This window comes from Streptomonospora salina (assembly GCF_014204715.1).
Lineage (GTDB): Bacteria > Actinomycetota > Actinomycetes > Streptosporangiales > Streptosporangiaceae > Streptomonospora > Streptomonospora salina.
Genome location: NZ_JACHLY010000001.1, coordinates 2067537 through 2090292, shown reverse-complemented (window position 1 = coordinate 2090292; position 22756 = coordinate 2067537). Strand labels below are relative to the sequence as shown.

General features: G+C 69.5%; 24 protein-coding genes and 1 pseudogene. 19 read left to right on the top strand and 6 right to left on the bottom strand.

What is annotated here, in order from left to right:
- Window positions 1-3 precede the first annotated feature (3 nt).
- The 11 genes from HNR25_RS26810 (at window position 4) to tcuA (ending at window position 11143) form a co-directional block, all read left to right on the top strand.
- Entirely contained in the window at window positions 4-1398 is a 1395-nt protein-coding gene (locus HNR25_RS26810; RefSeq protein ID WP_184634274.1) for an MBL fold metallo-hydrolase, read from the top strand.
- Window positions 1399-1494: 96 nt separating this feature from the next.
- Window positions 1495-2190 carry an energy-coupling factor ABC transporter permease gene (locus tag HNR25_RS25335; protein WP_312862435.1) on the top strand — a complete coding sequence of 232 codons (696 nt, stop codon included), beginning with the start codon at window positions 1495-1497 and terminating at the stop codon, window positions 2188-2190.
- Between the two features lie 2 nt (window positions 2191-2192).
- A complete protein-coding gene (locus tag HNR25_RS25330) occupies window positions 2193-2543 on the top strand; it encodes a PDGLE domain-containing protein (protein WP_221457480.1) in 351 nt (116 codons plus the stop codon).
- On the top strand, window positions 2540-3322 hold the full coding sequence (cbiQ, locus tag HNR25_RS09390; protein ID WP_184634273.1) for a cobalt ECF transporter T component CbiQ: 783 nt from the start codon (window positions 2540-2542) through the stop codon (window positions 3320-3322). Before HNR25_RS25330 ends, cbiQ begins: the two co-directional genes overlap by 4 nt.
- Window positions 3319-4107, top strand: coding sequence for an energy-coupling factor ABC transporter ATP-binding protein (locus tag HNR25_RS09385; RefSeq protein ID WP_184634272.1), 789 nt, complete (start codon window positions 3319-3321; stop codon window positions 4105-4107). Before cbiQ ends, HNR25_RS09385 begins: the two co-directional genes overlap by 4 nt.
- Before the next feature lie 435 nt (window positions 4108-4542).
- A complete protein-coding gene (locus HNR25_RS09380) occupies window positions 4543-4818 on the top strand; it encodes a hypothetical protein (protein WP_184634271.1) in 276 nt (91 codons plus the stop codon).
- The gene (locus HNR25_RS09375) at window positions 4805-6289 is read left to right on the top strand and encodes an aldehyde dehydrogenase (RefSeq protein WP_184634270.1); all 1485 of its coding nucleotides are present in this window, start codon (window positions 4805-4807) and stop codon (window positions 6287-6289) included. Before HNR25_RS09380 ends, HNR25_RS09375 begins: the two co-directional genes overlap by 14 nt.
- Window positions 6290-6340: 51 nt before the next feature.
- A complete protein-coding gene (locus tag HNR25_RS09370) occupies window positions 6341-7699 on the top strand; it encodes an MFS transporter (protein WP_184634269.1) in 1359 nt (452 codons plus the stop codon).
- Window positions 7696-8622, top strand: a complete 927-nt coding sequence (locus tag HNR25_RS09365) for an NAD(P)-dependent oxidoreductase (RefSeq protein ID WP_184634268.1) — start codon at window positions 7696-7698, stop codon at window positions 8620-8622. The genes HNR25_RS09370 and HNR25_RS09365 overlap by 4 nt, the downstream gene beginning before the upstream one ends.
- Before the next feature lie 64 nt (window positions 8623-8686).
- Window positions 8687-9496 (top strand): N-acyl homoserine lactonase family protein, encoded by an 810-nt coding sequence (locus HNR25_RS09360; protein ID WP_184634267.1) that lies wholly within the window; start codon window positions 8687-8689, stop codon window positions 9494-9496.
- A gap of 123 nt (window positions 9497-9619) precedes the next feature.
- Window positions 9620-11143 (top strand): FAD-dependent tricarballylate dehydrogenase TcuA, encoded by a 1524-nt coding sequence (gene tcuA, locus HNR25_RS09355; protein WP_184634266.1) that lies wholly within the window; start codon window positions 9620-9622, stop codon window positions 11141-11143.
- A gap of 131 nt (window positions 11144-11274) precedes the next feature.
- Here the strand turns inward: tcuA and HNR25_RS09350 are convergent, their stop codons facing one another.
- Window positions 11275-11904 carry a GntR family transcriptional regulator gene (locus HNR25_RS09350; RefSeq protein ID WP_184634265.1) on the bottom strand — a complete coding sequence of 210 codons (630 nt, stop codon included), beginning with the start codon at window positions 11902-11904 and terminating at the stop codon, window positions 11275-11277.
- Window positions 11905-12166: 262 nt separating this feature from the next.
- On the opposite strand from HNR25_RS09350, the pseudogene HNR25_RS09345 reads away from it, so the two are divergent.
- The 8 genes and pseudogenes from HNR25_RS09345 to HNR25_RS09310 form a co-directional block, all read left to right on the top strand.
- A pseudogene (locus HNR25_RS09345) lies at window positions 12167-12548 on the top strand (helix-turn-helix domain-containing protein); the annotation flags it as partial.
- 260 nt (window positions 12549-12808) lie between these two features.
- On the top strand, window positions 12809-13201 hold the full coding sequence (locus tag HNR25_RS09340; protein WP_184634264.1) for a hypothetical protein: 393 nt from the start codon (window positions 12809-12811) through the stop codon (window positions 13199-13201).
- A 54-nt stretch (window positions 13202-13255) separates the two neighbouring features.
- Window positions 13256-13816, top strand: coding sequence for an RNA polymerase sigma factor (locus HNR25_RS09335; protein ID WP_184634263.1), 561 nt, complete (start codon window positions 13256-13258; stop codon window positions 13814-13816).
- A complete protein-coding gene (locus HNR25_RS09330; protein ID WP_184634262.1) occupies window positions 13813-14622 on the top strand; it encodes a hypothetical protein in 810 nt (269 codons plus the stop codon). Before HNR25_RS09335 ends, HNR25_RS09330 begins: the two co-directional genes overlap by 4 nt.
- 68 nt (window positions 14623-14690) lie before the next feature.
- The gene (locus tag HNR25_RS09325) at window positions 14691-15500 is read left to right on the top strand and encodes an ABC transporter ATP-binding protein (RefSeq protein WP_184634261.1); all 810 of its coding nucleotides are present in this window, start codon (window positions 14691-14693) and stop codon (window positions 15498-15500) included.
- Complete coding sequence (locus HNR25_RS09320; protein WP_184634260.1) at window positions 15497-16903, top strand: hypothetical protein; 1407 nt, start codon at window positions 15497-15499, stop codon at window positions 16901-16903. Before HNR25_RS09325 ends, HNR25_RS09320 begins: the two co-directional genes overlap by 4 nt.
- Before the next feature lie 125 nt (window positions 16904-17028).
- Window positions 17029-17478 (top strand): hypothetical protein, encoded by a 450-nt coding sequence (locus HNR25_RS09315; RefSeq protein ID WP_246463549.1) that lies wholly within the window; start codon window positions 17029-17031, stop codon window positions 17476-17478.
- A 16-nt stretch (window positions 17479-17494) separates the two neighbouring features.
- On the top strand, window positions 17495-17872 hold the full coding sequence (locus HNR25_RS09310; RefSeq protein WP_184634258.1) for a hypothetical protein: 378 nt from the start codon (window positions 17495-17497) through the stop codon (window positions 17870-17872).
- Between the two features lie 190 nt (window positions 17873-18062).
- Here the strand turns inward: HNR25_RS09310 and HNR25_RS09305 are convergent.
- From HNR25_RS09305 to HNR25_RS09285, 5 genes are all read right to left on the bottom strand, one after another.
- Window positions 18063-18855, bottom strand: a protein-coding gene (locus HNR25_RS09305; protein WP_312862434.1) for an IS5 family transposase whose coding sequence is annotated in 2 segments (ribosomal slippage) — window positions 18063-18525 and window positions 18524-18855 — 795 coding nt in all. Because the reading frame shifts where the segments join, the coding sequence is not laid out codon by codon here.
- Between the two features lie 237 nt (window positions 18856-19092).
- Window positions 19093-19545 carry a ribonuclease FAU-1 family protein gene (locus tag HNR25_RS09300; protein WP_184639054.1) on the bottom strand — a complete coding sequence of 151 codons (453 nt, stop codon included), beginning with the start codon at window positions 19543-19545 and terminating at the stop codon, window positions 19093-19095.
- 102 nt (window positions 19546-19647) lie between these two features.
- Window positions 19648-20445 carry a transposase family protein gene (locus HNR25_RS09295; RefSeq protein ID WP_184634256.1) on the bottom strand — a complete coding sequence of 266 codons (798 nt, stop codon included), beginning with the start codon at window positions 20443-20445 and terminating at the stop codon, window positions 19648-19650.
- 221 nt (window positions 20446-20666) lie between these two features.
- Window positions 20667-21317 carry a pyridoxine/pyridoxamine 5'-phosphate oxidase gene (locus HNR25_RS09290; RefSeq protein ID WP_246463548.1) on the bottom strand — a complete coding sequence of 217 codons (651 nt, stop codon included), beginning with the start codon at window positions 21315-21317 and terminating at the stop codon, window positions 20667-20669.
- A 383-nt stretch (window positions 21318-21700) separates the two neighbouring features.
- Complete coding sequence (locus HNR25_RS09285) at window positions 21701-22465, bottom strand: transposase family protein (RefSeq protein WP_184634254.1); 765 nt, start codon at window positions 22463-22465, stop codon at window positions 21701-21703.
- Window positions 22466-22756: the final 291 nt, after the last annotated feature.

The following is a 22756-nucleotide window of genomic DNA, read 5'->3' as shown; positions in this document are numbered from 1 at the left end:
CCCGTGTTCCTCAAGCAGTTCTACGCACAGTCGCTGGGCCATGCCTCTTATCTGGTGGGCGATGAGAAGACGGGGCGGGCGCTGGTATTCGATCCGCGCCGCGACGTGGAGGTCTATCTCCAGGCGGCCCGGGAGAGCGGCCTGCGCATCGCCTACACCGCCGACTCCCACGGCCACAACGACTACCTGTCGGGGATCAGGGAGCTGACCGAGCTTACCGGTGCCCGGGTATGGGCCTCAGCCGCCGGCGAGTACGGCTACCCCCACGAGCCGTTGCGCGACGGGCAGGTCATCGAGTTCGGCGATGTGGGCATCGAGGTCCTCCACACGCCGGGGCATACGCCCGAGCACATGAGCCTGCTGGCCTATGACCGCACCACCAGCGCCGACGTGCCCGCGCTGCTGCTATCGGGCGGAGCGCTGCTGGTCGGCGACCTCGCCCGGCCCGACCTGCTCGGCGGCGAAGAGCAGGCGCGCAAGGCGGCGTCGGCCTTCTGCGACACGATCCAGACCAAGCTGCTCGCGCTGCCCGACGGCGTGCAGGTGTATCCGACACATGTGGCCGGTTCGCTGTGCGGCGGCAACATCGGCAGCCGGCTGTCGACCACGGTCGGATACGAGCGTCGGACCAACGCCGTCTTGTCTTACGCGGACTCCGCCGAGGAGTTCGTCCGCGAATGCATCCGCCTGGACAACCTGCCCGCGGTGCCTCCGTACTGGAGGCGTATGCGCTCGCAGAACATGCGGGGCGTCGACCCCCTGGGCGTGCTCGCCGAGCCGCCGGCGTTGAGCGCCGGCGAGTTCCAACAGCACCGCGACGCCGGCGCGATCGTCCTGGACACCCGCCAGCCGGAGGCGTACGGCGGCTCACACATCCCCGGTGCCCTCAACGTGGGCACCGGAGCGGCTTTTCCCACCTGGGCCGGCACGGTGCTTCCGGAGGGGGCCCGGACTCTGCTCGTCATGGACGATCCCGCCGATCTGTGGGAGATCAGCTGGCAGCTCCTGCGTATCGGCTACCCGCTGCCGACCGGGTGGCTGCGCGCGGGCATGACCGGGTGGCGCACCGCTGCCCGCCCCGTCGAGACCGTTCCCCAGATCACCGTGTACGACCTCAAGGAACGGCTGGAGCGGGGCGAGGTGCGGCTGCTCGATGTGCGCCAGCCCAGCGAGTGGCACAGCGGCCACATCGCCGAGGCCTTCCATATCACCGGAGCCGAGCTGGCCGACCGGCTGGACGAGGTCCCTGACGACCGGCCGCTCGCCGTCACCTGCGGGAGCGGCTATCGCTCTTCGGTGGCCACCAGCCTGCTCGCCCGCAACGGGCACTCGGAGGTCCTCAACGTCACCGGTGGAATGACGGCGTGGAAGAACGCCGACCTGCCCCTGAAGGGATGAACTCCATGGACTACGCCCGGACGATCACCGTGGAAACGGATTTCGATGAGGCCGTGCCGCGGGTGGAGGGAAACGGGACAGCCAGAGGAGAATAGCGTGCACATACCTGACGGCTTCATCAACGCTCCGGTGTCGATCGGCGCCGGGGTCGCCGCTGTAGGCGCCGTCGCCGGGTGCCTGCGCAAGGCCCGAGCAGACACCGACGAACGGCTCGTCCCTATGGCCGGCCTCGCGGCGGCGTTCATCTTCGCCGCACAGATGATCAACTTCCCCGTGGCGGGCGGCACCAGCGGCCACCTCCTCGGGGGCGCTTTGGCCGCGCTACTCCTCGGCCCCTACGCGGGGACGCTGGCCGTAACCGTGGTCCTGGTGGTCCAGGCGTTCCTCTTCGCCGACGGCGGCCTGACCGCACTCGGGCTCAACGTGCTGAACATGGGCGTGGTCACCGCCTTCGCCGCCTACGGAGTCTTCGCCGTGCTGATCCGTCTACTGCCCAAGACCCGGTCCGCTGCGGTGGCGGCCGGCGGTCTCGCGGCCGGGCTCTCGGTGCCCGTCTCGGCCATGGCCTTCGTCGCCGAATACGCGCTCGGCGGGACCACCGACGTCGCGATCGGCACGGTCGCGGCAGCCATGGGCGGAGTCCACCTGCTCATCGGGATCGGTGAAGGACTCATCACCGGCGCCACCCTGGCGGCCGTCCTCAGGGTCCGGCCCGATCTCGTATTCGCGGCCCGCCACCTCGCTTCGCCGGTGCCACATGCATCCCCCGTCCGACCTGCGGCAGGAGGCTAGCCGTGCGTGTTGCCACCCGAACGCTTGTGATCACGGGCTTGACCGTAGCGCTGCTGCTGGCCGGCGGCCTCAGCTACTTCGCCAGCGCCGAGCCCGACGGTCTGAACCGCGTGGCCGCCGATCTGGGATTCGCCCGAGCCGAGCAGGACCACGCGCTCGGCACCGGGCCGCTCGCCGACTACGCAACGACGGGGATCACAGCGCCCTGGCTGTCGAGCGCCATCGCCGGAACCGTTGGCGTGCTCGCCGCGTTCACCGTCGCGTGGGGCCTGTTTCTCCTCGTGCATCCGCGGAGGCCACGGGCCGATGCGTCGGCGGAGGCCGGAGAGAAGCGTCCGGGCCACCGTGGATGAGCGGCGGGCACGCTGCGGCGCTCTACCGCCCCGGCGACACACCGGCGCACCGCCTTCCCGCCCACTGCAAGCTGGTCGCGGTGTTCGCCTTCGTCCTCGTCGTCGCAACCACCCCGCGCGAGGAGTTGTGGGCCTTCGCCGTTTACGCGGTGCTGTTGGGTGCCGTGGCGGCCGTAGCGCGGATTCCCGCGGGGTTCATCGTGCGGCGCGCGCTGGTCGAGGCGCCCTTTGTGCTGTTCGCTGTAGCCCTGCCGTTCCTGTCGTCGGGACCGGCGACGGTGGTCGCCGGTGTCAGCCTGAGCGTCAGCGGGCTATTCGGGGCGTTCAACATCCTGGCCAAGGCCACGCTCGGCGTGGTGGCCGCCGTTCTGCTCTCCGCGACTACTCCGATCGGCGATGTCCTCAGCGGTATGGCGCGGCTGCGGATACCGCCGACCTTTGTCATGATCGCCTCGTTCATGGTGCGCTACGTCGCCGTCGTCTCCGGTGAACTCGCGCGGATGCGCCTGGCGATGGCCTCGCGCGGTCTGCACAGTCGATCACCGCGCCGACTGGCCGCCGCCGCGGGCACGGCGGGCGCCCTGTTCGTGCGCACCTACGAACGGGGCGAGCGGGTCTACGTGGCGATGCTCAGCCGCGGCTACGCCGGGGGCCCTACCGCTCCCACCGGCGGCGCGGCGTCGCCGGGCGCCTGGGCGCGCGCGTTGGTGCTGCCGGGCTCCGCCCTGCTGGTGGGGGCTGCCGCCTGGACGCTGCGGCTGCGAGGAGGAGCGGCATGAGTGCGTTGCCGCCGGAGGAGCCGGTCTCCCTGGCGCGGGGGTATCCGGCACTGGAGGTCGACGGGCTGGGCTACCACTATCCCGACGGGCACCCGGCGCTATCCGGTGTCGATCTGACCGTCGACAGGGGGGAACGCGTCGCCCTCCTGGGACCCAACGGCGCGGGCAAGACCACACTCGTGTTGCACCTCAACGGCATCCTCACAGCCGCAACGGGCCACGTGCGGATCGCCGGGCTAGAGGTGCGGCGCGGGCACCTGCAGGAGATCCGCCGCAGAGTGGGCATCGTCTTCCAGGACCCCGACGATCAGTTGTTCATGCCGACCGTCGCCGACGACGTGGCCTTCGGCCCGGCCAACCACGGCCTGCGCGGCTCCGCGCTTCGCGAGCGCGTGGAGATCGCACTGGAGCAGGTGGGCATGGCCGGGCACGCCCGGCGCCCCCCTCACCACCTCAGCTTCGGCCAGCGCCGCCGGGTTGCCCTGGCGACCGTGCTCGCCATGCAGCCGGAGATTCTGGTGCTCGACGAACCGACCTCGAACCTCGATCCCGCATCGCGCCGGGAGTTGGCCGACATCCTCGTCTCCGTGGAAGTGACCACCCTCATCGTCACCCATGATCTGCCCTACGCGCTGGAACTGTGCCCGCGCTCGCTGCTGCTCAGCAGTGGCACCGTTGCCGCCGACGGTTCAACCCGCGACCTGCTCTCCGACGCCACGCTGATGCGAGCCCACCGCCTGGAGCTTCCCTTCGGCTTCGACCCGGCGTTCCTCGACCGCCCCTGATGCGGGGCCTCGGCGCGAAGTTGTCCGGCGGCCCTGCTCGGCGAGTCGGGGCTTCAGCCCTTCCGCCCGAGTTGCCGCTGTCACCGTGGCGTCTGCTGAAGATCACCGACATCGGGGTGCGAGTATAGGCACCTCCAGCCGCAGCATTCTGGACCGCACGGGCAGCACGGTGTGGCAGCGGGCGAGCACTTCGACACCGGGGCTACCACTCGGCAGTGGTGCCGCTGTGGATCCTGGCCGGCCCCGACACCTCGTAACTTCACGGCTTTGGCCTAAAGCCGCCGGCAGCGCACGTCGGAGCGGCGGGCCGCCGTCGCGGCACGCGTATCCGCCGCACTCCGCCCTTCATCTCCCCTTGACACGCCGTTAACCATCTGGCGTATTCTGCTGTATGCAACTGTGTACAGGGAATCGGCGGTGAACGGGAGGCTGGGCATGCGCGATTCCGCTAGCGAGCACGCGTGGTCGGAGTTCGTGGACCGATGGAGCGAACGGTGCGCGCAGGACCCGGAACTGGCCGCGCTGGCCCAAGGCGCCGTTCCCGGGAGCTACGCCCTGGACACCGACACCTACGCCCGGACGGTCATGCCGGAACTCGGACACTTCCCGCACGCCGAGAACCCGCCTCGGTTCGCCGCACACCTCACCGACGCGATCACCACGATCGACACCCACCGCCCGACCCCGGAGCCAGCCGATGACCGCAACTGACTACCGAATGCTGATCGACGGCCAGCGGGTCGGCGCCGAGAGCGGCGACCGCGCGACCGCGATCAACCCCTATACAGCAGAGGAGTTCGCCGCTTTTCCCGACGCGGGCGCCTCCGATGTGGACGCCGCTGTCACGGCCGCGCGCACGGCGTTCGAGCGCGAATGGCGCGCCGTACCCGGTGTGCGCCGCGCCGAGCTGCTGAACCGCCTCGCGTCGCTGCTGGAGGACGACGCCGACCGGCTAGGCGCCCTGGAGAGCAGGGACAACGGCAAGCTGCTGCGCGAGACCACGAGCCAGATCCGCTTCGCCGCCCGCAACTACCGCTTCTTCGCCGGTTACGCGGACAAGCTTGGCGGCCGCACGGTCCCGCTCGACTCGCCGGACACCTTCGACTACACCATCGCCGAACCCGTCGGGGTAGCCGCGCTGATCACGGCGTGGAACTCACCGATGCAGCTCCTCGCCAACAAGCTCGCGCCGGCGCTCGCGGCCGGGAACTGCGTCGTGGTCAAACCCTCCGAGCACGCCTCGGTGACCACCCTCGAACTGGCGGACCTGGTCACCCGTGCGGGTTTCCCGCCCGGTGTCGTCAACGTCGTCACCGGAGGGACCCGGGCCGGGATCGCCCTGTCCGAGCATCCGGGGCTCGACCGGATCAGCTTCACCGGCAGCGTACCCACCGGCCGCGCGATCGCCGAGGCGGCCGCGCGCAACGTGGTCCCCACGACGCTGGAGCTCGGCGGCAAGTCGCCCAACATCGTCTTCGCCGACGCGGACGTCGAGCGCGCGATCGTCGGCGCCGTGGCGGGCATCTTCGCCGCCGGCGGGCAGACCTGCATCGCCGGCAGCCGGCTGCTGGTCCAGCGCTCGGTGTACGAGCGGGTGGTCGAGGGGGTCGCGGAACGGGCCCGCGCCATCCGCCTCGGCGACCCCCTGCTCCCCGAGACTCAGCTCGGTCCGCTCGCCAACCGCCCCCACTACGAACGGGTCAGGGCGGCCATCGAGACCGGCGTCAGCGCCGGCGCCCGGCCGGTGGCCGGCATGGACTCCGCCGCGCAGAGCCCGTCCTCGACCGCCGGGTTCTTCGTACCGCCCACGGTCTTCGCCGACGTGCACAACTCCTCGCGTCTCGCGCGTGAGGAGGTCTTCGGCCCCGTCCTGAGCGTGATCCCCTTCGCCGACGACGAGGAGGCCGTGGCCATCGCCAACGACAGCGACTACGGGCTGGCAGCCGGAATCTGGACCAACGACCTGACCCGGGCGCACACCGTCGCCAAGCGCCTCGTGGCCGGGACGGTCTGGGTGAACACCTACCGGGCCAGCGCGGCGCAGGCCCCGTTCGGCGGGACACGCAAGTCCGGCTACGGCCGGGAACGCGGCGAGGAAGCGCTCCAGGAGTACCTCACCACGAAGAACGTGCTGATCGACCTGTCCGGGACGACTCCGGACCCCTTCTCCATCCGTACCTGAGGCCGCCCCCCACCGGTCGCGGCACGAGAACCGAGGAGACTCTCTACGCCTATGACGAACCGACCGACTGCCCCGAGAAGGTCCACGGGCACCGAAGACGACCCGCCTCCCCAGGCTCGCGGGGGAATACGGGGCGCCTTCTACGGCTACTTCGTGGACTTCTACGACATCTACCTGCCGACGATGGCGCTCGCCCCGGCCATGGTCTACTTCGAACCCGAGCACCTCGACACGGTGACGAGTTCGACGATCTACTACATCACGCTCGCGATCACCCTGCTGGGGCGGCCGCTCGGCGCCTCGATCTTCGGGCACATGGCCGATAGCGTCGGCCGCAAGCCGGCGACCATGGTCGCGGTGGGCGGTTCCACGGTCATCACGTTCCTCATGATGCTCATGCCCGGATACGCGCTCCTGGGCTGGTTCGCGATCATCGGGCTGATCCTGCTGCGGTTCGTGAACGGCATCTTCCTCGGGGGCATCTACACGGCCGCGGTGCCGCTGGCCATGGAGTCCGCACCGCCCGAGAAACGCGCCCGGGTGTCCACCCGCATCATGCTGGGATACCCGCTGGCCTTCATCGTGGTCAGCCTGGTGACCACCCTGATGCTGCAGATCACGCCCGTGGAGGACGGCAGCTACCTGGAGTGGGGCTGGCGGGCTCCGTTCGTGCTCAGCGTCGTCTTCCAGGTGGCGTTCCTGCTGTACTACCGCGGCGTCGAGGAGCCCCCGACGGGCAAGCGCGCCAAGGACCGACCGTCCCCGTTGAAGGAGCTGGTCGCCAGAGGGCCGAACCGGCGCGGCCTGATGCAGGTGTTCGTGCTGATGAGCGGCATGTGGCTGTCGCTGCAGACCGCCGTGTCGATGATGCCGGGCTTTCTGACCGGCGTACTGAAGGTTCCGGACATGGCTGTCACCGTCGCCACGATCGTGTTCTTCACGGTCCTGATGGGTGCCTACTTGGGCATCGGCCGGGTGGCGGACGCCTGGGGCCGCCGACCGGTGCTGATCCTGTTCGGGGTGTTGACCGCCACGGTGGTTCCGGCCCTGTACTGGCTGCTGACCGCCACGGCCGAGCCGGGCGAGGGGGTCGTCGCCACTCTGGTGCTGGCGGGAACCGTCGTGGTGGTGGCCAACACGCCCTGGGGCATCCTCAGCGCCTACATCCCAGAGCGGTTCCCCGTCGAGGTCCGCGCTTCCGGGTTCGGGGTCGGCTACACGTTCGCGGTGATCATTCCGTCGCTGTACAGCTTCTTCCTGGTCTGGCTGAGCCACCTGATGCCCTACGAGTACGCCCAGATCCCGCTGGTGGTCCTCGGCGGGTTGCTCGCAGTGGCCGGCGCGCTCATGGGGCCGGAGACCAAGGGGGCGGATCTCGCTGCGAAACAGACGCAAAGGAGTCAGCGATGACGAGTTGCGGTGAATCCGTGCAGGTGGCGCTGTGCGGCCTGGGGAACATGGGGTCGGCGATCGCCGGGCGGTTGACCGACGCCGGCCTGCCCGCCCTCGTCTTCGACCTCGACGCGGAACGGACCCGCCGGGCCGCGGAGGCGTCCGGGGCCGCGGCGGCCGCGAGTGTCGCCGAGCTGGCGACCGCCGACGTCGTGCTGCTCTCGCTACCGACCCCGAAGGCGTCCTTGGAGGTCGTCGCGGAGCTGGCGCCGCTGATGCGCGCGGACGGCGTCATCGCCGAGACCTCCACGGTCAACCCGCCCGACATGGCCGCAGCCGGCGAGGTGTGCGCGCCCCACGGTGTCGGGATCATCGATGCCGCGATCCTCTCCGGGGTCTCCCAGATGCGTTGCGGGGCCGCGGCCCTCCTGGTCGGCGGAGAGGACCGCCACGTCCGGAAGGCCGAGCCCGTGCTCGACGCCATCAGCGGGTCGATCCGGCGGTTCGGACCGTTGGGCAGCGGCATGTCCGCCAAGGTCCTCAACAACGCGGTCGCGCACGCGGTCATGGTGGTCCTCTCCGAGGCCGGTGCGCTGGCCGCCGCGACGGGAGTCTCCGGCACGGCGCTGGCCGAGCTGCTCGGCGGTGCCGACGCCGGCCTTACGCGGCCGCTGACGCACCGGTTCGTGGAGCGGATCCTGCGCGCCGAGTACGAGGGCGGCATGCCGACCGAGGCGGCCCGAAAGGACTCCGCCCTGGTCCTGGACCTCGCCCAGCAGACGAACGTCCCGCTGTTCGCGCTGCAGAGCACGCACACCGTATACGAGCTGGGATTGGCACAGGGCCTGGGCCGCTACGACTACTCCGCGATCGCGACACTCTGGGAGCAGTGGACCGGGCGCCCTATGAGCGAGACAGGCGACGGAAGCGGCGGCGAATGACGGCGGCGGGGGCGCGGACGATCCGGTCGGGTCGGCCGCGCCCCTTCCTCGGGAAGGGGAGACGATGACGGTCGAGTCCGACGGCGCCGGCGGAGGTGACGTTCGCGTCTACGCGATCCGCTTCGCGCACCGCGAGGCGTCCGTGCGGGGCGAGCACTTCTACGGGCACGATCCCTGCTCCGAGTCGCCGTTCCCGATCGACTACTACGTGTGGCTCGTCGTCTCCGGCGATCGGACGGTCCTCGTCGACGCGGGCTTCACGGCGGAGACCGCGCGAGCTCGGGGCGAGCGCCACTACCTCCGGTCGCCCATGGAGACGATCGCGGCCCTGGGATCGGACGCCGACCGCGTCTCCCACGTCGTCCTCAGCCACCTGCACTACGACCACGTGGGTCACGTCGCGGACTTCCCCGCCGCGAGCGTCGTTCTGCAGGAGGCCGAGCTCGCCTTCTGGACGTCGCGGCACGCGGGCAGGGGCGAGCACGCCCGCCTGGCCGACCCGGCGGCGATCGCGTCCCTGGTGCGGGAGAACTTCACCGGACGCGTACGGCTGGTGAACGGAGATCACGAGGTGGTCCCGGGTGTCACCGTGCACCGGGTCGGCGGGCACACCCCCGGACTGCAGGTGACCCGGGTCGAGACCGCGCAGGGCGTCGTGGTTCTTGCCGCAGACGGGACACACTTCTTCGAGAACATCGAGCAGGACCGGCCCTACGGCGTGGTCAACCACCTGCCGTCGATGTACGAGGCGTTCGACACCATCCGATCGCTGGCGGGGCCGGACGGAGTGGTGGTTCCAGGACACGATCCCCGGGTGCGGGAGCGGTTCCCGGCGGTGCCCGGATTGGCGGGGCTGGCCGTGCGCATCGCCTAGGCGCCGGCCGGCCGGCTCGTCGCGCTGGAGCGGCGGACCGGCCGCACCGAACTTGTATGCAGACGTACACATCTTGGAAGGGCACACGTGAACACGAGCGGCGAAGCGAGGGCGACCGATCCCATGACGGGTACCGAACCAGGACCGGCGACGCCCGGTGCCGAGCACTACGACGTCGTGGTCGTCGGCGGCGGCAACGCCGGCTTCTGCGCCGCGCACTCGGCACGGGACCGCGGAGCGCGGGTGCTGGTTTTGGAGAAGGGGAGTGCCGACCAGGCCGGCGGCAACTCCTTCTACACGGCCGGGGCGTTCCGGGTCTCGCACCCCGGCGGGGCGGGCCTGTCCGGCGTCCTCGACGACGCCTCGCTGGCCAGACTGGGCGAAACGGACCTCGCCGCCTACACGACCGACGACTTCACCGCGGACATGGAGCGCGTCACGGGCGGCCGCTGCGATCCCGGGATGGTGCGCAACCTGGTGGACCACAGCTGGGACATCGTCACCTGGCTGCACGCCAAGGGGATGCGCTGGCGGCTGATGTACGAGCGGCAAGCCTACGTCTCGAACGGCCGGTGGGTGTTCCACGGCGGGCTCGCCCTGGGAACCGTCGACGGCGGGAAGGGGCTCATCGCCCGGCACACCGAGATCGCCCGAGACAGCGGGGTCGGGATCCGCTACGGGGCCACGGTGCGCGAGCTGCTGCGCGACGACTCGGGGGCCGTCTGCGGGGTGAGCTACACCGACCCCGACGGCCGCTCGCACACCGTCGAGGCCGCGTCCACGGTCCTGACCGCCGGCGGGTTCGAGGCCAGTCCGCAGCTTCGGCAGCGGTACCTGGGTGCGGGGTGGGAGCAGGCCCTGGTCCGAGGCAACCCGTTGAACACCGGCGAGGTGCTGCAGCGCGCCATCGCGCTCGGCGCGGCACCGTACGGCGACTGGGCCTCCTGCCACAGCGTCGCCTGGGACGCCGGAGCGCCGCCGCAGGGCGGGGACCGCGAGCTGACCAATCAGCGCACGCGGCAGAGCTACCCCATCGGTATCGTGGTCGACCGGGACGGTCTGCGCTTCGTCGACGAGGGGGCCGACTACCGGAACTACACCTACGCCAAGTACGGGCGGGAGATCCTCGCGCGCCCGCGCGGCGTGGCCTTCCAGCTCTTCGACGCCAAGACCCGGCCACTCCTCCGTACCGAGGAGTACGACTCGCGACCGATCACCGGGGGCTCGGCCGACACCCTCCGCGACCTCGCGGCCCAGCTCGGGATCGACCCGGACGGGCTGACGGCCACTGTGACCGAGTTCAACAAGAGCATCGTGGACGTGCCGTTCGACCCCGCGGTCAAGGACGGCCGCGCTGCCCGGGTCGAGCAGCCCAAGTCGAACTGGGCGCAGTCCTTGGACACCCCGCCGTACTACGGGTACGCGGTGAGCTGCGGAATCACGTTCACGTTCGGTGGCCTAGCGGTCGACTCCAGCGGACGGGTGCTCACCGAGGGGGGCGGCCCCATCGAAGGCCTCTACGCCGCGGGTGAGATCGTCGGCGGGCTGTTCTCGGGCAACTACCCGGGAGGCTCGGGACTCACAGCGGGGTCGGTCTACGGTCGGCTCGCCGGGGACGCCGCGGCCACCGATCGGCGTTCCACCTGACCCGGGAGCCGGTGGCCGCGCTGCGGACCGGTGCGGCCACCGGGTGCGCCGCGGAAGCCCGCCGCCGCGGTTCAGCGGCGCCCTACGCATGCTGAGGGGGTTCTGCGGCCACGCCCCGCGCATGCCGGAGGCTAGCGCAGCTCTGCCGCGTACATCTCCAGTCGGATGTCGCGCGCCGCCACCATGTGGTGTTCCGCGCGCTCCGCCGCCTCGTCGGGGCGCTGGTTCTCGATGGCCGCCAGAATCGCCTCATGTTCGGCCAATGCGTTCTCCCAGCGTCCCCGACGGGTCAGGGTGGTCGCGGGATAGCGCACCAGGTGGTCGTTGAGCCGGGTGAGGAGGTCGATCAGCGTGCGGTTGTGGCTCGCCTGCCACATCGTCTCGTGGAAGGCCCGGTTGGCCGTCGCCGCGGCGTAGGCGTCCGTCGCCTCGACCTCGGCCATCGCGTCGGCCGCCCGGCGCAGCCGGATGAGGTCGATCTCGGTGCGCCGCTTGGCCGCAGCGCTGGCGACCGCGCCCTCCAGGACGATGCGCGCCTCGTAGATCTCCAGGATCTCCTCAGGGCTCCGGCCGCGCACCCGCATGCCCCGATCGGCGCGTTCGACGAGGCCGTCCTGCTCCAGCCGCCGCAGGGCCTCGCGGATGGGGGTCCGGCTGACCCCGTAGTGCTCCGCGAGCGTCAGTTCGGGGAGCTGGGAGTCGCTTTCCCATTCCCCGGAGATGATCGCGTTGCGGAGCCGCTCATAGACTCCATCGGCCATTTGTCCTCCTCCATATCCCCTGTCGAACAAAAGTATACGAGTGTATGCGGTACGGCTCCCCGTCGCCCGGTGGTCCCGGAGCCCCGGAGAAACGGGCGATTTCCTTGTGCAGGTCGCCGCACCTCATCGCTGCGGCGACGACGTCGTCAATCGGGTACCTGGCGCACGTTCCGCGAAGGGCGGGCAGGGTGTCGGCGACGCGCGAATACTGGCCAGGTGACGTCGCGTTGAAATCTGGCCACCCCGATTGATCATCGGAGGGGTGGTCACTGTGGAGGACTGGGCCGAGATCCGCCGTCTGTGCAGGTCAGAGGGAATGCCGATCCAGGCTATCGCCCGGCACCCCGGGCATCGCCCGCAACACCGTCAAACGCGCGCTGGCCAGCGAGGACCCGCCCAAGTACGAGCGGGCGCCCCAAGGATCGATCGTCGACGAGGCCGAACCCCGCATCCGCGAGCTACTGGCGCAGTGGCCGGCCATGCCGGCCACCGTCATCGCCGAGCGGATCGGCTGGCAGCGCTCGCTCACCGTACTCAAAGACCGCGTCCGCCAACTCCGCCCGCTCTACCAACCCGTGGACCCGGCCTCGCGCACGACCTACCGGCCGGGCGAACTGGCCCAGTGCGACCTGTGGTTCCCGCCCGCGCCTTCGACCGCTCGGGTGCGCTCCTCCGGGTAGGTGCCGTGCCGCGCTGGTTCCTCGCGCCCTTGGGCGCCGTTGCCGGGTTCATGGACGCCGTCGGCGGTGGCGGCTGGGGCCGGTGGGCTCTTCCATCCTGCTGGCGTCGCGGCGTATGGGGCCCCGCACGGTGGTCGGCACCATGGCCGCCGGAGAATTCCTGGTCACCCTCGGTGCGAGCGCCGGGTTCCTGCTGGGGCTGGACGCCGCGCAGGTCCCATGGCGTGTCGCCGGCGCGCTACTCGTCGGTGGGGGTGCTCGCCGCGCCGCTGGCCGCCTACGTGGTGCGCCTGCTGCCCGCCCGGGTCATGGGCACGCTTGTCGGCGGGCTCATCGTGGTCACCGACGCACGCACCTTCCTCCTCGCCTTCGGCCTCGATGCTGGGGTCGGCCCCGTGCTGTACACGGTTCTGGCCGGGCTCGTCAGAAGATCCGGTGCCACGGGACTTTCACTCCCTCAGGGGCTGCCCTATCCTGACCGGTTTTCATCGAGCTGGGGAAAGTGGGGTATCCGCGTCAGATCTGCCCCGGTCGTGACCCCAATTTTCCCCAGCTCGATGAGCTACGCCGCGGCGGGGAGAACCGTGACCGATGCGGCACAAGCACTAGCAATGTGACCCACATTACTTTTTCGTGAGAACCGATCGCGGATCCGCCGCGTCTTGCCAAGTGTGAGAAGAACTCGGGGAGCGATCGAGGCGGCCGACGAGGCCGGCCTCGTCCGCTTGGTTGCCAAGGGGGACCGGGCGGCTTTCGAGGAGCTGTACCGCCGGACCTCGCCATGGCTGGCGCTGCGTTTGCGGCGCCGATGCAGCGATGAGCAGATCGTGGCCGAGGTGCTGCAGGAGTCCTACCTCGCCGTATGGCGGGCGGCGGGAAGTTTTGCCGGGACAGCGGTGGACGGCAGCGCCGCGGGGTGGCTGTGGACCATCGCCGCGCGCCGGCTCGTGGACGCGTTCCGGCGCCGTGCGCGGTATGTGCATCCGCCTCCGGAAGCCGCCGAACCGGTGGCCGCCCCAGCCGCGGAGGACGAAGCGCTGGCCGGAGCGGTCAGCGGCGAATTGGGAAGCGCGTTGAACACGCTGGCACCCGAACTGCGGCAGGTACTGCAGGCCATGGTGCTCGACGGGCTGTCGGTGCGGGAGACCTCCGTGCTGCTGGGACTGCCGGAGGGAACCGTGAAGACTCGGGCGCGCCGGGCGCGGATCATCATGCGGGAGGCACTGTCATGAACGACCAGCACAAGGCGCATGCTTCCATCGAGCTGATCCGCCGCTACGCGCGCGCTGACGCGATCGCCGGCGAGGTGCTGTGGTCGCTGGAATCGCACCTGGAATCCTGCCCGTCCTGTCGCGCCCGCCTCGCCGAGGAAGTGCCCGGCCAGGCGCCCCGGACGGCGGCGCTCGTCGATCGAACCTGGGACGCACTGGCACCGTCCCTGACCACCGGCCCGCCCGTACCCCGCCGGGTGCGGCCGGCACGGTTGGCGGGCTGGACCTCGCCGGTGATGCTTCCGTGGGTCGTCGGTGCGGCACTGGTGGCAGTGCTGGCTGTGGCCGTCGATTCGTTCTTCGCCGTCCCCGGAGGCCGTCCGCTGGTGCTGCTGCTGGCCCCGGTCATTCCGGTGCTCGGCATCGCCGCGGTATGGACGAGAAGTCTCGATCCGGCGTATGAGCTGGTGGCCGCGACCCCGCGAGCAGGGCTTTATCTGCTGCTGCGGCGCACGGTGGCCGTGCTGGCGGTGGTGATGCCGGTGCTGGTCGTCGCGGGCCTCACCACAGGCACGTCATCGGTGGTCTGGTTACTGCCGTGTCTGGCCTGCACGGCCGTAACCCTCGCGCTGGGCAGCGTCATCAGGTTGGAGCGCGCTGCCGCTGTGGTCGTGACGCTGTGGTCGCTGGGTGTGCTCGCCCCCGGCCTGCTGACGTCGCAACCGCCGGTAGCGGTCGCCCCGGTGGCCGTTCCGGTGTGGGGCGCGGTCCTCGCGGTCGCAGCCGCGGTGCTGATACTGCGCGCCAGGTCGTTCGTCCGGATGTGAGAGCAGTCGGAACTCAAGCCGGCATTCAAGCCGGAAACCCGGCAGGTGGAGAAGACAGGAGAGATGTGATGGCACGCGTGGTGGGGGCGGCCGAGACCGCCCCGACGATCCATGCCTGGGAGATCCGCGCCGAAGGGCTGCGGGTCGCCGCCGGGCGGCGGATGGCCGTGGACGGGATCGATCTGGCGTTCGGCACGGGAGTGCACGGCCTGCTGGGTCCCAACGGGGCAGGCAAGACCACTTTGATTCGGGCGCTGGCCACGGTACTGCGCCCGTCGGGCGGTGCACTGGAGCTGCTCGGCGAGTCCGTCAGAGGGCGCGCCGATATGCGCCGCGTACGGCGCCAGATCGGGTACCTGCCGCAAGACTTCGGCTTCTACCGCAGGTTCACCGTCCGCGAGTTCGTCGAGTACATGGCATGGCTCAAGGAGGTGCCCAAGAGCGGTATAGCCGATGCGGTGCAGCATGCCATCGAAAAAGTCGGTCTGGCGGACCGGGCCGATGACCGGATGAAAACGCTCTCCGGCGGCATGGCGCGCCGGGCCGGAATCGCCCAGGCCATCGTGAACGGCCCGCGGATCCTGCTGCTCGATGAGCCGACCGCGGGCCTGGACCCGTCGCAGCGCATGCAGTTCAGGCAGTTGCTGCGCGGGCTGAGCGAGGACACCTGCACGGTGGTGTCGACGCACCTGGTGGAGGACGTCGCCACCGTGTGCACCGATGTGGCACTCGTCGATGAGGGGCGCCTGGCGTTCCAAGGGCGAGCGGCCGATCTCGCCGCTGCGGGCAGCGGTACCGATTCCGGTGACAGCCCGAGCGAGCGGGGATATTCGGCCCTGCTGGCCCGCCACCACGCCACCGGGAAGGGGGCACGATGAGCACGAGGATTCTGCGCACCGAGCTGCGCCGCTCAACCGCACCGTGGATCTGCTTGGCCTTGGCCGTGCTCACACTGGCCCTGCTGTACCTGCTTCCCGGCCCCTGGGCCAAGGGGACCGGCGCGTGGGACCTGCAGTGGGGGGGACTCGCGCAATGGCAGCGGTTCATGCTCACGTTCACCTGGCCGGTGGTGGTCGGCCTCGGTGCCTGGCAGGGCACTCGGCAGCACCGTTCGCGGATGAACGAGGTACTTTCCAGCACGCCGCGACCCTCGTGGCAGCACTCGGCGATGCCCGTGGCAGCGGTGGCGATCGGCGTGACCCTCGCCTACGTGGTGGTCTTCGCGGTAGGGGCGGCGCAGGTGGCCCCGGCCACCAGCTATTTCTCGCTCTCCTGGCCGGCCGTGTTCGTCGTCGGTGTTCTCGCGCTGGTCGCGGGGAGCCTGCTGGGGATGGGGCTCGGCCACCTCTTGCCGTATACGGTGACGCCGCCACTCGTGGCGGTCGGCGGTTACGCGCTGGTCATGCTGCTGCTGAACGTCGGGATCTCCGTAGGGCCCGATTCCGACCCGTGGCGCATGAAAGCGGCGCTGCTTTCACCGGGACTCGACGGTGCCGAGAGCGCCTACCGGCTGGTGGCCCACCAGGTGAGCCTTGCCCAGGCGCTGTGGTTCCTCGGTATCGCCGCGACCGGGTTCCTCCTGCTGGCAGCGCGGGGTTCTTGGACGAGGATCGCCGCAGCGGTGCCCGGTCTCCTCGGCGGTGTGCTGGCCATGGTCCTGCTACCGGGCCAGGCGAGCGCGGCCTACCCCCATGACACCCAAGCGGCGGCGCTGGTGTGCGACGAGGACGGGCCGCGGGTGTGCGTAACCCGGCTGCACGAGCACCTGCTGGACGATTTCGCCGGCACCGCCAGGCAGGCGCTCGCCGAGCTCGCAGTCCTGCCGGAAGCGCCGACCTCGGTGGAGGAAGTACCCGCTTTCGGTAATGAGGAGCGGGCTTCACTGTCACGGACCGCGGACACGGTCTCGGTGAGCTCCGACATACTTGTGCAGTTCGAGCAGAGCGGAGAAGGGGAGTCCGATGGTGCGGACGGGCTTCTTATGGCGCTCCTCGCCGGCGCCGGAACCCCGGCCTGCGGCGTTGAGGAGGCGGAGATCTCCGCGCGCATCGTCACGGCCAACTGGCTGCTGGGTGCGGAACTGCAGCCGATACCGGACCTGTACCCGTGGATCTCCGAGGATAGCTCCGCCTATCAGGAAACGGTGCGCCCGGCCTGGGAAACGCTGCGATCCCTACCGCGCGAGGAGCAGATACGCCGGGTCGCCGCCGTGCGCGAGGCCGGACTCACCTGCGAGGGCGACCAGCTCGATCTCCTCACCCAAGGGGGGAACCCTCAATGAGATGGTTGACCCTCTATACGCGGTCCCGGCAGCTACCGATCGCACTGCTCGGGTTCCTGACCGGGGCCGTCCTTCTGTGGGGACTCACCCTCTGGTGGGGAGCCGACCATACCGGTAGCCGACTGATGAGCGTGACGATGGTACTGGGGGTGGCCGCGGCTTCGGCCGGGCTGTGCGGGTCCGATGCCGCACGTGAGCGTACGGCTTCGTTCACCTGGCCGCCCCGGCGTGCCGCGCACCTGGTCGCCCTCGCCGCGATGGCAGCGGCCGGCCCCCTTGTGGTGGATGTATTGGCCGATTCCCATCTGCAGACCGAGGTGATCGTCAGAGACGCCGTTGGTCTGGTCGGTCTGGCCGGGGTCGGCGCGGTTCTGGCCGGCGGTTCGTTCGGCTGGTGCTTTCCCTTCGGGGCAACCGTACTGGCGAACGTGCCGATCGAGGCGGACTCGGATGCGCTGCGGGTACTGACCTGGCTGGTGCAGCCCGCGGACAGCGCCGCGGCGATGACCACCGCACTCGTGTTCGCCGCCGTGGGGGTGATCGGTTACGCGGCATGGGGGCCTCGACCTGCATGAGCGTCGCACTCACCCCTTGACGGCCCCGGCCGTCATCCCGCCGACGCACCACCCGGTCCATCGCCTCGTCGGGGATGCGGGGCAGCAGGAGGTCGGACTCGCCCTTGGGCTCGATCATCACCGGCCCGCGGCCCCTGCCGATGTCGTCCAGGGCCATGTTCAGCAGCAGGGTGGTCTTGCCGGTGCCGGTGCCGCCGATGATGCGGGTGTGCTGGCGCGCATCGGCGGCGTCGCCGCGGAGTTCGCTCCCGGAAAGACCGCGGCGACCTCGGACGAACTGGTCAGAGCTCAAGGGGACCAGGACACCGGCCATAGCCGCGAGGTGGCGCGGCTCAAGGACACGATCGCCGAGTGCGACCGCAAGCTGGGGAAGCCGGCGCCGCCCCCGCTTTAGTGACCGAGTGGAGGAAGGAGACCCAGGACCAGCGCTCGGCCGCCCAGGTCAAGCTCGACCGCAGCGACCGACCCGACCGCCGGATGAGCGAGGACGACATCATGAGCATCGTTGACGCGCTCGGCAACATCGCCGACGTGCTCCATGACGCAGATCCCGAGGACAAGACCGAGGTCTATAAGAGCTCATCTCAAAAGCCATCAGCGTGCTTGGTCAGGTGCTTGTAGCAGATGAGGATGCAGGCGATGCCGAGCATGGCCAGGACGTTGGAGGCCTTGCGCTCCCAGCGCACGTTCAGTCTGCGGTAGGAGCCCAGCCAGGCGATGGAGCGCTCGACCTTGTACCGATGCCTGCCCAGCCGCTGGGACGACTCGACACCGGGGCGGGCGATGCGCACTCCGATCCGGCGCTCACGCAGCCGGCGGCGGTCGCGGGAGTGGTAGGCCTTGTCGCCGTGCAGCTTGGCGGGACGCCTCCTGCGGGGTCCTCGGCGTGAGCGCACCGCCGGAATGCTCCGTACCAGGGGTTCGAGTGCTTCGCCGTCGTTGACGTTGGCCGCAGAGATCGCGCAGGTAAGCGGCAGTCCTTGGTTGTCGCACAGCAGGTGGAGCTTGGAGCCGGGTTTGCCGCGGTCAGTGGGGTTTGGCCCCGTGTTCTCCCCCTCTCTTGGCGCGGATCGACTGGGAGTCGACGGTGGCGCGAGACCAGTCCAGCAGGGCCCTTCTGCCCAGTTCGTCCAAGACGGCGCGGTGGATCGTGGGCCACAGGCCCGTCTCGGTCCAGGTTTGGAACCACCGGTGGGCGGTGGCGCGGGTGACGCCGAACAGGCCGTCGGCCTTCTCCCAGGAGCAGCCCGAGACCTGGACGAACAGCACGGTGGTCAGCACCGCTCTTTGATCGACTCGGGGTCGGCCGGTCTTCGGGGCCGGCGGCAGCAGGGGTTGGACGATCTCCCAGAGCCCGTCGGGCAGCACATCGCTCACAGAACGTGATCATGCCAGGGTCATCGCCACCTCGCAGGCTTTTGAGATGAGCTCTTATCGGAAATGAGAACGCTCCCATCAGAACGTTTCGACCGCCTTTTTTGCCGGGGCCATCCCGAGTGGGATGGCCCCGCGTCAGCCCGGAGACGAATGTTGGGTGGCGGGATCGTGTGGGAGCGCGCTACACAGGTCCCTTTTCTCTCATGCAGAGCAGTCGGTGTCGTCTTGAGTGACTGATCAACGGCGCGTGGACTCGCGGTGCTCCCACGATTCGGGGGCGCGCCAATCCAGCCACGACTGGTCCCACCACGTGGTCCCTGCATCGAGCATCGCGGCCACTCGTCCGGCCTCGACGCGAACGGCCCGTACTGCCGAAGCGCTCAACTCTTCTCTCGCCGCCCGCGCCTCGAATTCCTCGGTATCCTTCCAGCGATAGCCGGTGAGATCGTCGGCCGGCACCTTGAGATCCAGATCGTGGTCGAGTGTCTCGAACCCACCGGGAACGCGCCGAAAGGGTTCCTGGAAATTGACGTACCAACCGCGGAACCCGTCCTGGCCGCTGGTCACTGCCCACACGGCGTACCAGTCGCCTGGGCGGTGCAATTGCACTACGCCTGCCGACCTCCACCAGGGACCGAATGAGCGCCAGGGGTGTGGCCCAAGCCTGAACGTGCCCTGCCCGAACGTCATGGGAGTTCCCGCGGCGAGATAGACGGCGAACAGGTCCGCTCGATCCGCGATCACCCGGACCGGATAGCTCAGCCACGGACGACTGAGCCTTTGCCAACCTGTTCACCGGGTGGCGATCATGAGGGTCTGAACTGCGGCGACGAGGTCGGAAGCCCGGCTGGGGCAAGAACGGACCTTCCGTAGGACACGCCGGTTCTTCAGTTCGGCGTTGACCCGCTCGCCGGGCCCTCGTTGCCGGGCGTGGGCGGTGTTGACCTCTTTCTGCGCCCGCGACAGCCGCCGGTAGCGGCCGGTGTCGGGGTCGATGCGGCGGCGACGCTGCGGGACCCGGATCGCCGGGCCGCCGCCCTGGTAGGCGGTGTCGGCGATCGCGCGCACCCCGGCCGTGGTGAAGGCGTCGATGATGCCGTGCTCGCGGGCGGCGCCCATATCGTGGCGGGCCCCGGGCAGCGCCGGTGAGATCCACACCGGACGACCGGCAGGATCGGCCACGACCTGCACGTTCACTCCGTGGCATTTGTGCTTGCCGCTGTAGAACGCGCGGTCGTCCCCGCGGGACATGGCGACGCGGTCGATGCGCAGCAGCGTCCCGTCGAGGATCACGAAGGCCTTGCCCGCAGCGATCTCGACCGCCTGAGCGAGGGTCGGCGCCATCGTGGCGAGCAGCCCGATCGCCTCGCGCAGGTAGCGGTAGACGGTGGAGGTGCCGATCATGAATCCGCAGGCCAGATCGGCGTAGGTCTCGCCTTTGCGCAGGTAGGCGATGGCGAGAAGGGCCTGGCGGCCGGCCGAGAGCCGGCGCCACCGGGTTCCGACCTGTTTGCGGTGGGCCCGCAGCGCGTCGGCGAGCACGCCGAGCGCGCGGCTGGACACATTCATCCCGGAGGGGTAGGACAGCACGTGAAGCTCCTGGTTGGACGGTTTGATCTAGGCAATCGCCCGTCTACCAGGAGCTTCACTCGTTCGTGGCCACGCCGCGCCGTACACCCTCCGAGCAGCCCGAACACCAGGTTGGCAAAAGCTCACTGTCCACCATCTCCCAATGGGTGACGACCTGGCCTTCGCGATAACGCGCTCCCATCTCCGCCCTCCCAGGTGAAAACCTTTCCACGGCGCCTCTCTCACGGCCACAGTCGGCATTGCGACCACGTGCCTGCCTCGCCGGCGCGCCTGTAGAGCACCCTGGTGTGGCGGCGTTCGCTGTCTGCCTGCCAGAACTCGACCTTGTCCGCCTTGACGACGTAGGACGTCCATTCGGGCGGAACGAGGTCGGGCTCCTCGGCGAGCCTGCGGCGGACCGATTCCAGTTCCCGGTCGATCTGCCGCGGTTCCTCGAGGACCTGACTCTGGCGGAGCAAGAGGGCCATCTCGCGCGATCCGGAGGAACGCGCCCGGAAGTCCGCGGAACCGTCCTTTGAGCTCTCTTCGTGGGCGACACCAGACACCCGCACCTGGCGTCCGATCTCGCGCCAGTGGAAGGTGAGTGCAACATGCGCGTTCTGGGCCAGTTCCCGGCCTTTGCTGCTGGCTTTGCTGACGGCGAACCGCCATCCGACCGCGTCGACGGATTTCAGAATCAGGACTCGTGCCTCGGGCCGACCTTCGGGGGTAACAGTCGAGAGGGTCATCGCGTGCGGTTCGGCGACCTTCGCGTCTACCGCGTGCATGAACCAAGTGGCGAACAGGTCGCCTGGGTGATCGGGCGTCGTCTCGGGATCGAATTCGGGAAACGGCCCTTTAAGGACATCCAGGCCCCGGATAAGACTGCGCATGTCCTCGTGTGTGTGTGCGGACAAGTCGGTGCTGCGTACTTCAGAAGTGTGTCCTGGCATTTTTCCCTCATGTCTCGGTGGTGTGGCGCGGACCCGGAAAGGAGGAAGCCCGCACAGAGTATCGTAGACCAAGTTCCGGGGAGCGTGTCATGTATATCCCGAAGACTGCTTCTTCGGGACCGGCCGGGGGTTGGTCCAGGTAGGTGTTGTGGTGGGAGAGTGGGACCGGTGACCCGCCGTCCGTTCCCGTGAACCGCTTCCGGATGAATTCGAACGCTGTGTCGTTGTCGGCATCGGCAAGATCTTCAACGCCCGAGACGATGTTGAGGAACGCATCATTGATGCGGGCGCCTTTCCGGTCCTGTCGAGTCAAGGAGCCCTTTTCATCGTGCTTCGTGTAGTTGAAGGACCAGCACAGCGCGGGCGATGTCGGTGGCGCGGTGCGGACAGCACCGCAGGCGGCGCAGGATCCGCCAGTTCTTGAGCTGGGCCATGGCCCGCTCGCCCGGGCTGCGAAGGCGGGCGTGGGTGCGGTTGGCCTCCTTCTTCCACTCCGGCTTGTCACGTCCTTCGAACGGAGTGAGCACCGCCGGCGAACAGCCCGCATACCCCTGGTCCCCCAGCCCGAACAGGCCGGCGGCGGCGATGCGGTCGCCGATGCGCCACACGCGGGCGGCGCGGGTGTCGTGCACGGCGCCCGGCAGCGCGCCGGAGACCCACACCGGATCGCCGGTGGGATCGGCGACGACCCGGGTGTTTATCCCGTGGTGGCGGTGCTTGCCGGAGTAGAAGGGCCGATCGGCGGCCAGGCGGTCGCAGGCGATGAGCGTTCCGTCGAGGATCACGTGATCCCAGCCCTGTTTGCGGATGCGGCGCAGTCCGTGCTCCAGGCCCGGGGCCTGGTCGGCGAGCAGACGGGTGGTCTCGCGGACGTAGCGCAAGGCGGTGGTGGTCCCGACGCCGAATCCGGCCCCGATCTCGGCGAAGGTCTCGCCTTTGCGCAGGTGGACCAGCACGAGCAGGGCCTGCTGGGCCGCATCCGAGCGGCGCCACCGAGAACGGGCCTCCCGGCGGTGGTTGCGGATGGTGCGGGCGGCGAGGTTCAGCGTCCGGCGTGACAACGGCAGGCAGGCGCGGTAGAACAGCATCGGAGTCCCTGGTGACGGTTTTCTTGGTCGTTAACTCACTTACCAGGGACTTCTTTGTGTCAGGGGCGGTTTCGCCGGGCCGGTACGGGGCTGTGACCTGGACACTCAGGATGAAATCAGCTCATTGCCTACGTACACGGTTTCGTCCACGAGCAGGGACGCTAGCAGATACCCGGGTCACCGTTTGTCGGGACGACGGCGGGTCGGTCGGGGGTCGGTTCGGCCCCGAACAGGAGGCAGCCGGAGGCGAGGGACCGAGCCGAGTCGGCTCATCGGCGTCCTGTGCCGGCT

Bases quoted from the DNA above. Each gene is read 5' to 3' on its own strand.
- cbiQ (WP_184634273.1), top strand. From the start codon at position 2,540: ATGAGCGGCGGGCACGCTGCGGCGCTCTACCGCCCCGGCGACACACCG.
- HNR25_RS09385 (WP_184634272.1), top strand. From the start codon at position 3,319: ATGAGTGCGTTGCCGCCGGAGGAGCCGGTCTCCCTGGCGCGGGGGTAT.
- HNR25_RS09380 (WP_184634271.1), top strand. From the start codon at position 4,543: ATGCGCGATTCCGCTAGCGAGCACGCGTGGTCGGAGTTCGTGGACCGA.
- HNR25_RS09375 (WP_184634270.1), top strand. From the start codon at position 4,805: ATGACCGCAACTGACTACCGAATGCTGATCGACGGCCAGCGGGTCGGC.
- HNR25_RS09370 (WP_184634269.1), top strand. From the start codon at position 6,341: ATGACGAACCGACCGACTGCCCCGAGAAGGTCCACGGGCACCGAAGAC.
- HNR25_RS09365 (WP_184634268.1), top strand. From the start codon at position 7,696: ATGACGAGTTGCGGTGAATCCGTGCAGGTGGCGCTGTGCGGCCTGGGG.
- HNR25_RS09360 (WP_184634267.1), top strand. From the start codon at position 8,687: ATGACGGTCGAGTCCGACGGCGCCGGCGGAGGTGACGTTCGCGTCTAC.
- tcuA (WP_184634266.1), top strand. From the start codon at position 9,620: ATGACGGGTACCGAACCAGGACCGGCGACGCCCGGTGCCGAGCACTAC.
- HNR25_RS09350 (WP_184634265.1), bottom strand. From the start codon at position 11,904: ATGGCCGATGGAGTCTATGAGCGGCTCCGCAACGCGATCATCTCCGGG.
- HNR25_RS09330 (WP_184634262.1), top strand. From the start codon at position 13,813: ATGAACGACCAGCACAAGGCGCATGCTTCCATCGAGCTGATCCGCCGC.
- HNR25_RS09325 (WP_184634261.1), top strand. From the start codon at position 14,691: ATGGCACGCGTGGTGGGGGCGGCCGAGACCGCCCCGACGATCCATGCC.
- HNR25_RS09320 (WP_184634260.1), top strand. From the start codon at position 15,497: ATGAGCACGAGGATTCTGCGCACCGAGCTGCGCCGCTCAACCGCACCG.
- HNR25_RS09315 (WP_246463549.1), top strand. From the start codon at position 17,029: ATGAGCGTGACGATGGTACTGGGGGTGGCCGCGGCTTCGGCCGGGCTG.
- HNR25_RS09300 (WP_184639054.1), bottom strand. From the start codon at position 19,545: ATGACGTTCGGGCAGGGCACGTTCAGGCTTGGGCCACACCCCTGGCGC.
- HNR25_RS09290 (WP_246463548.1), bottom strand. From the start codon at position 21,317: ATGCGCAGTCTTATCCGGGGCCTGGATGTCCTTAAAGGGCCGTTTCCC.
- HNR25_RS09285 (WP_184634254.1), bottom strand. From the start codon at position 22,465: ATGCTGTTCTACCGCGCCTGCCTGCCGTTGTCACGCCGGACGCTGAAC.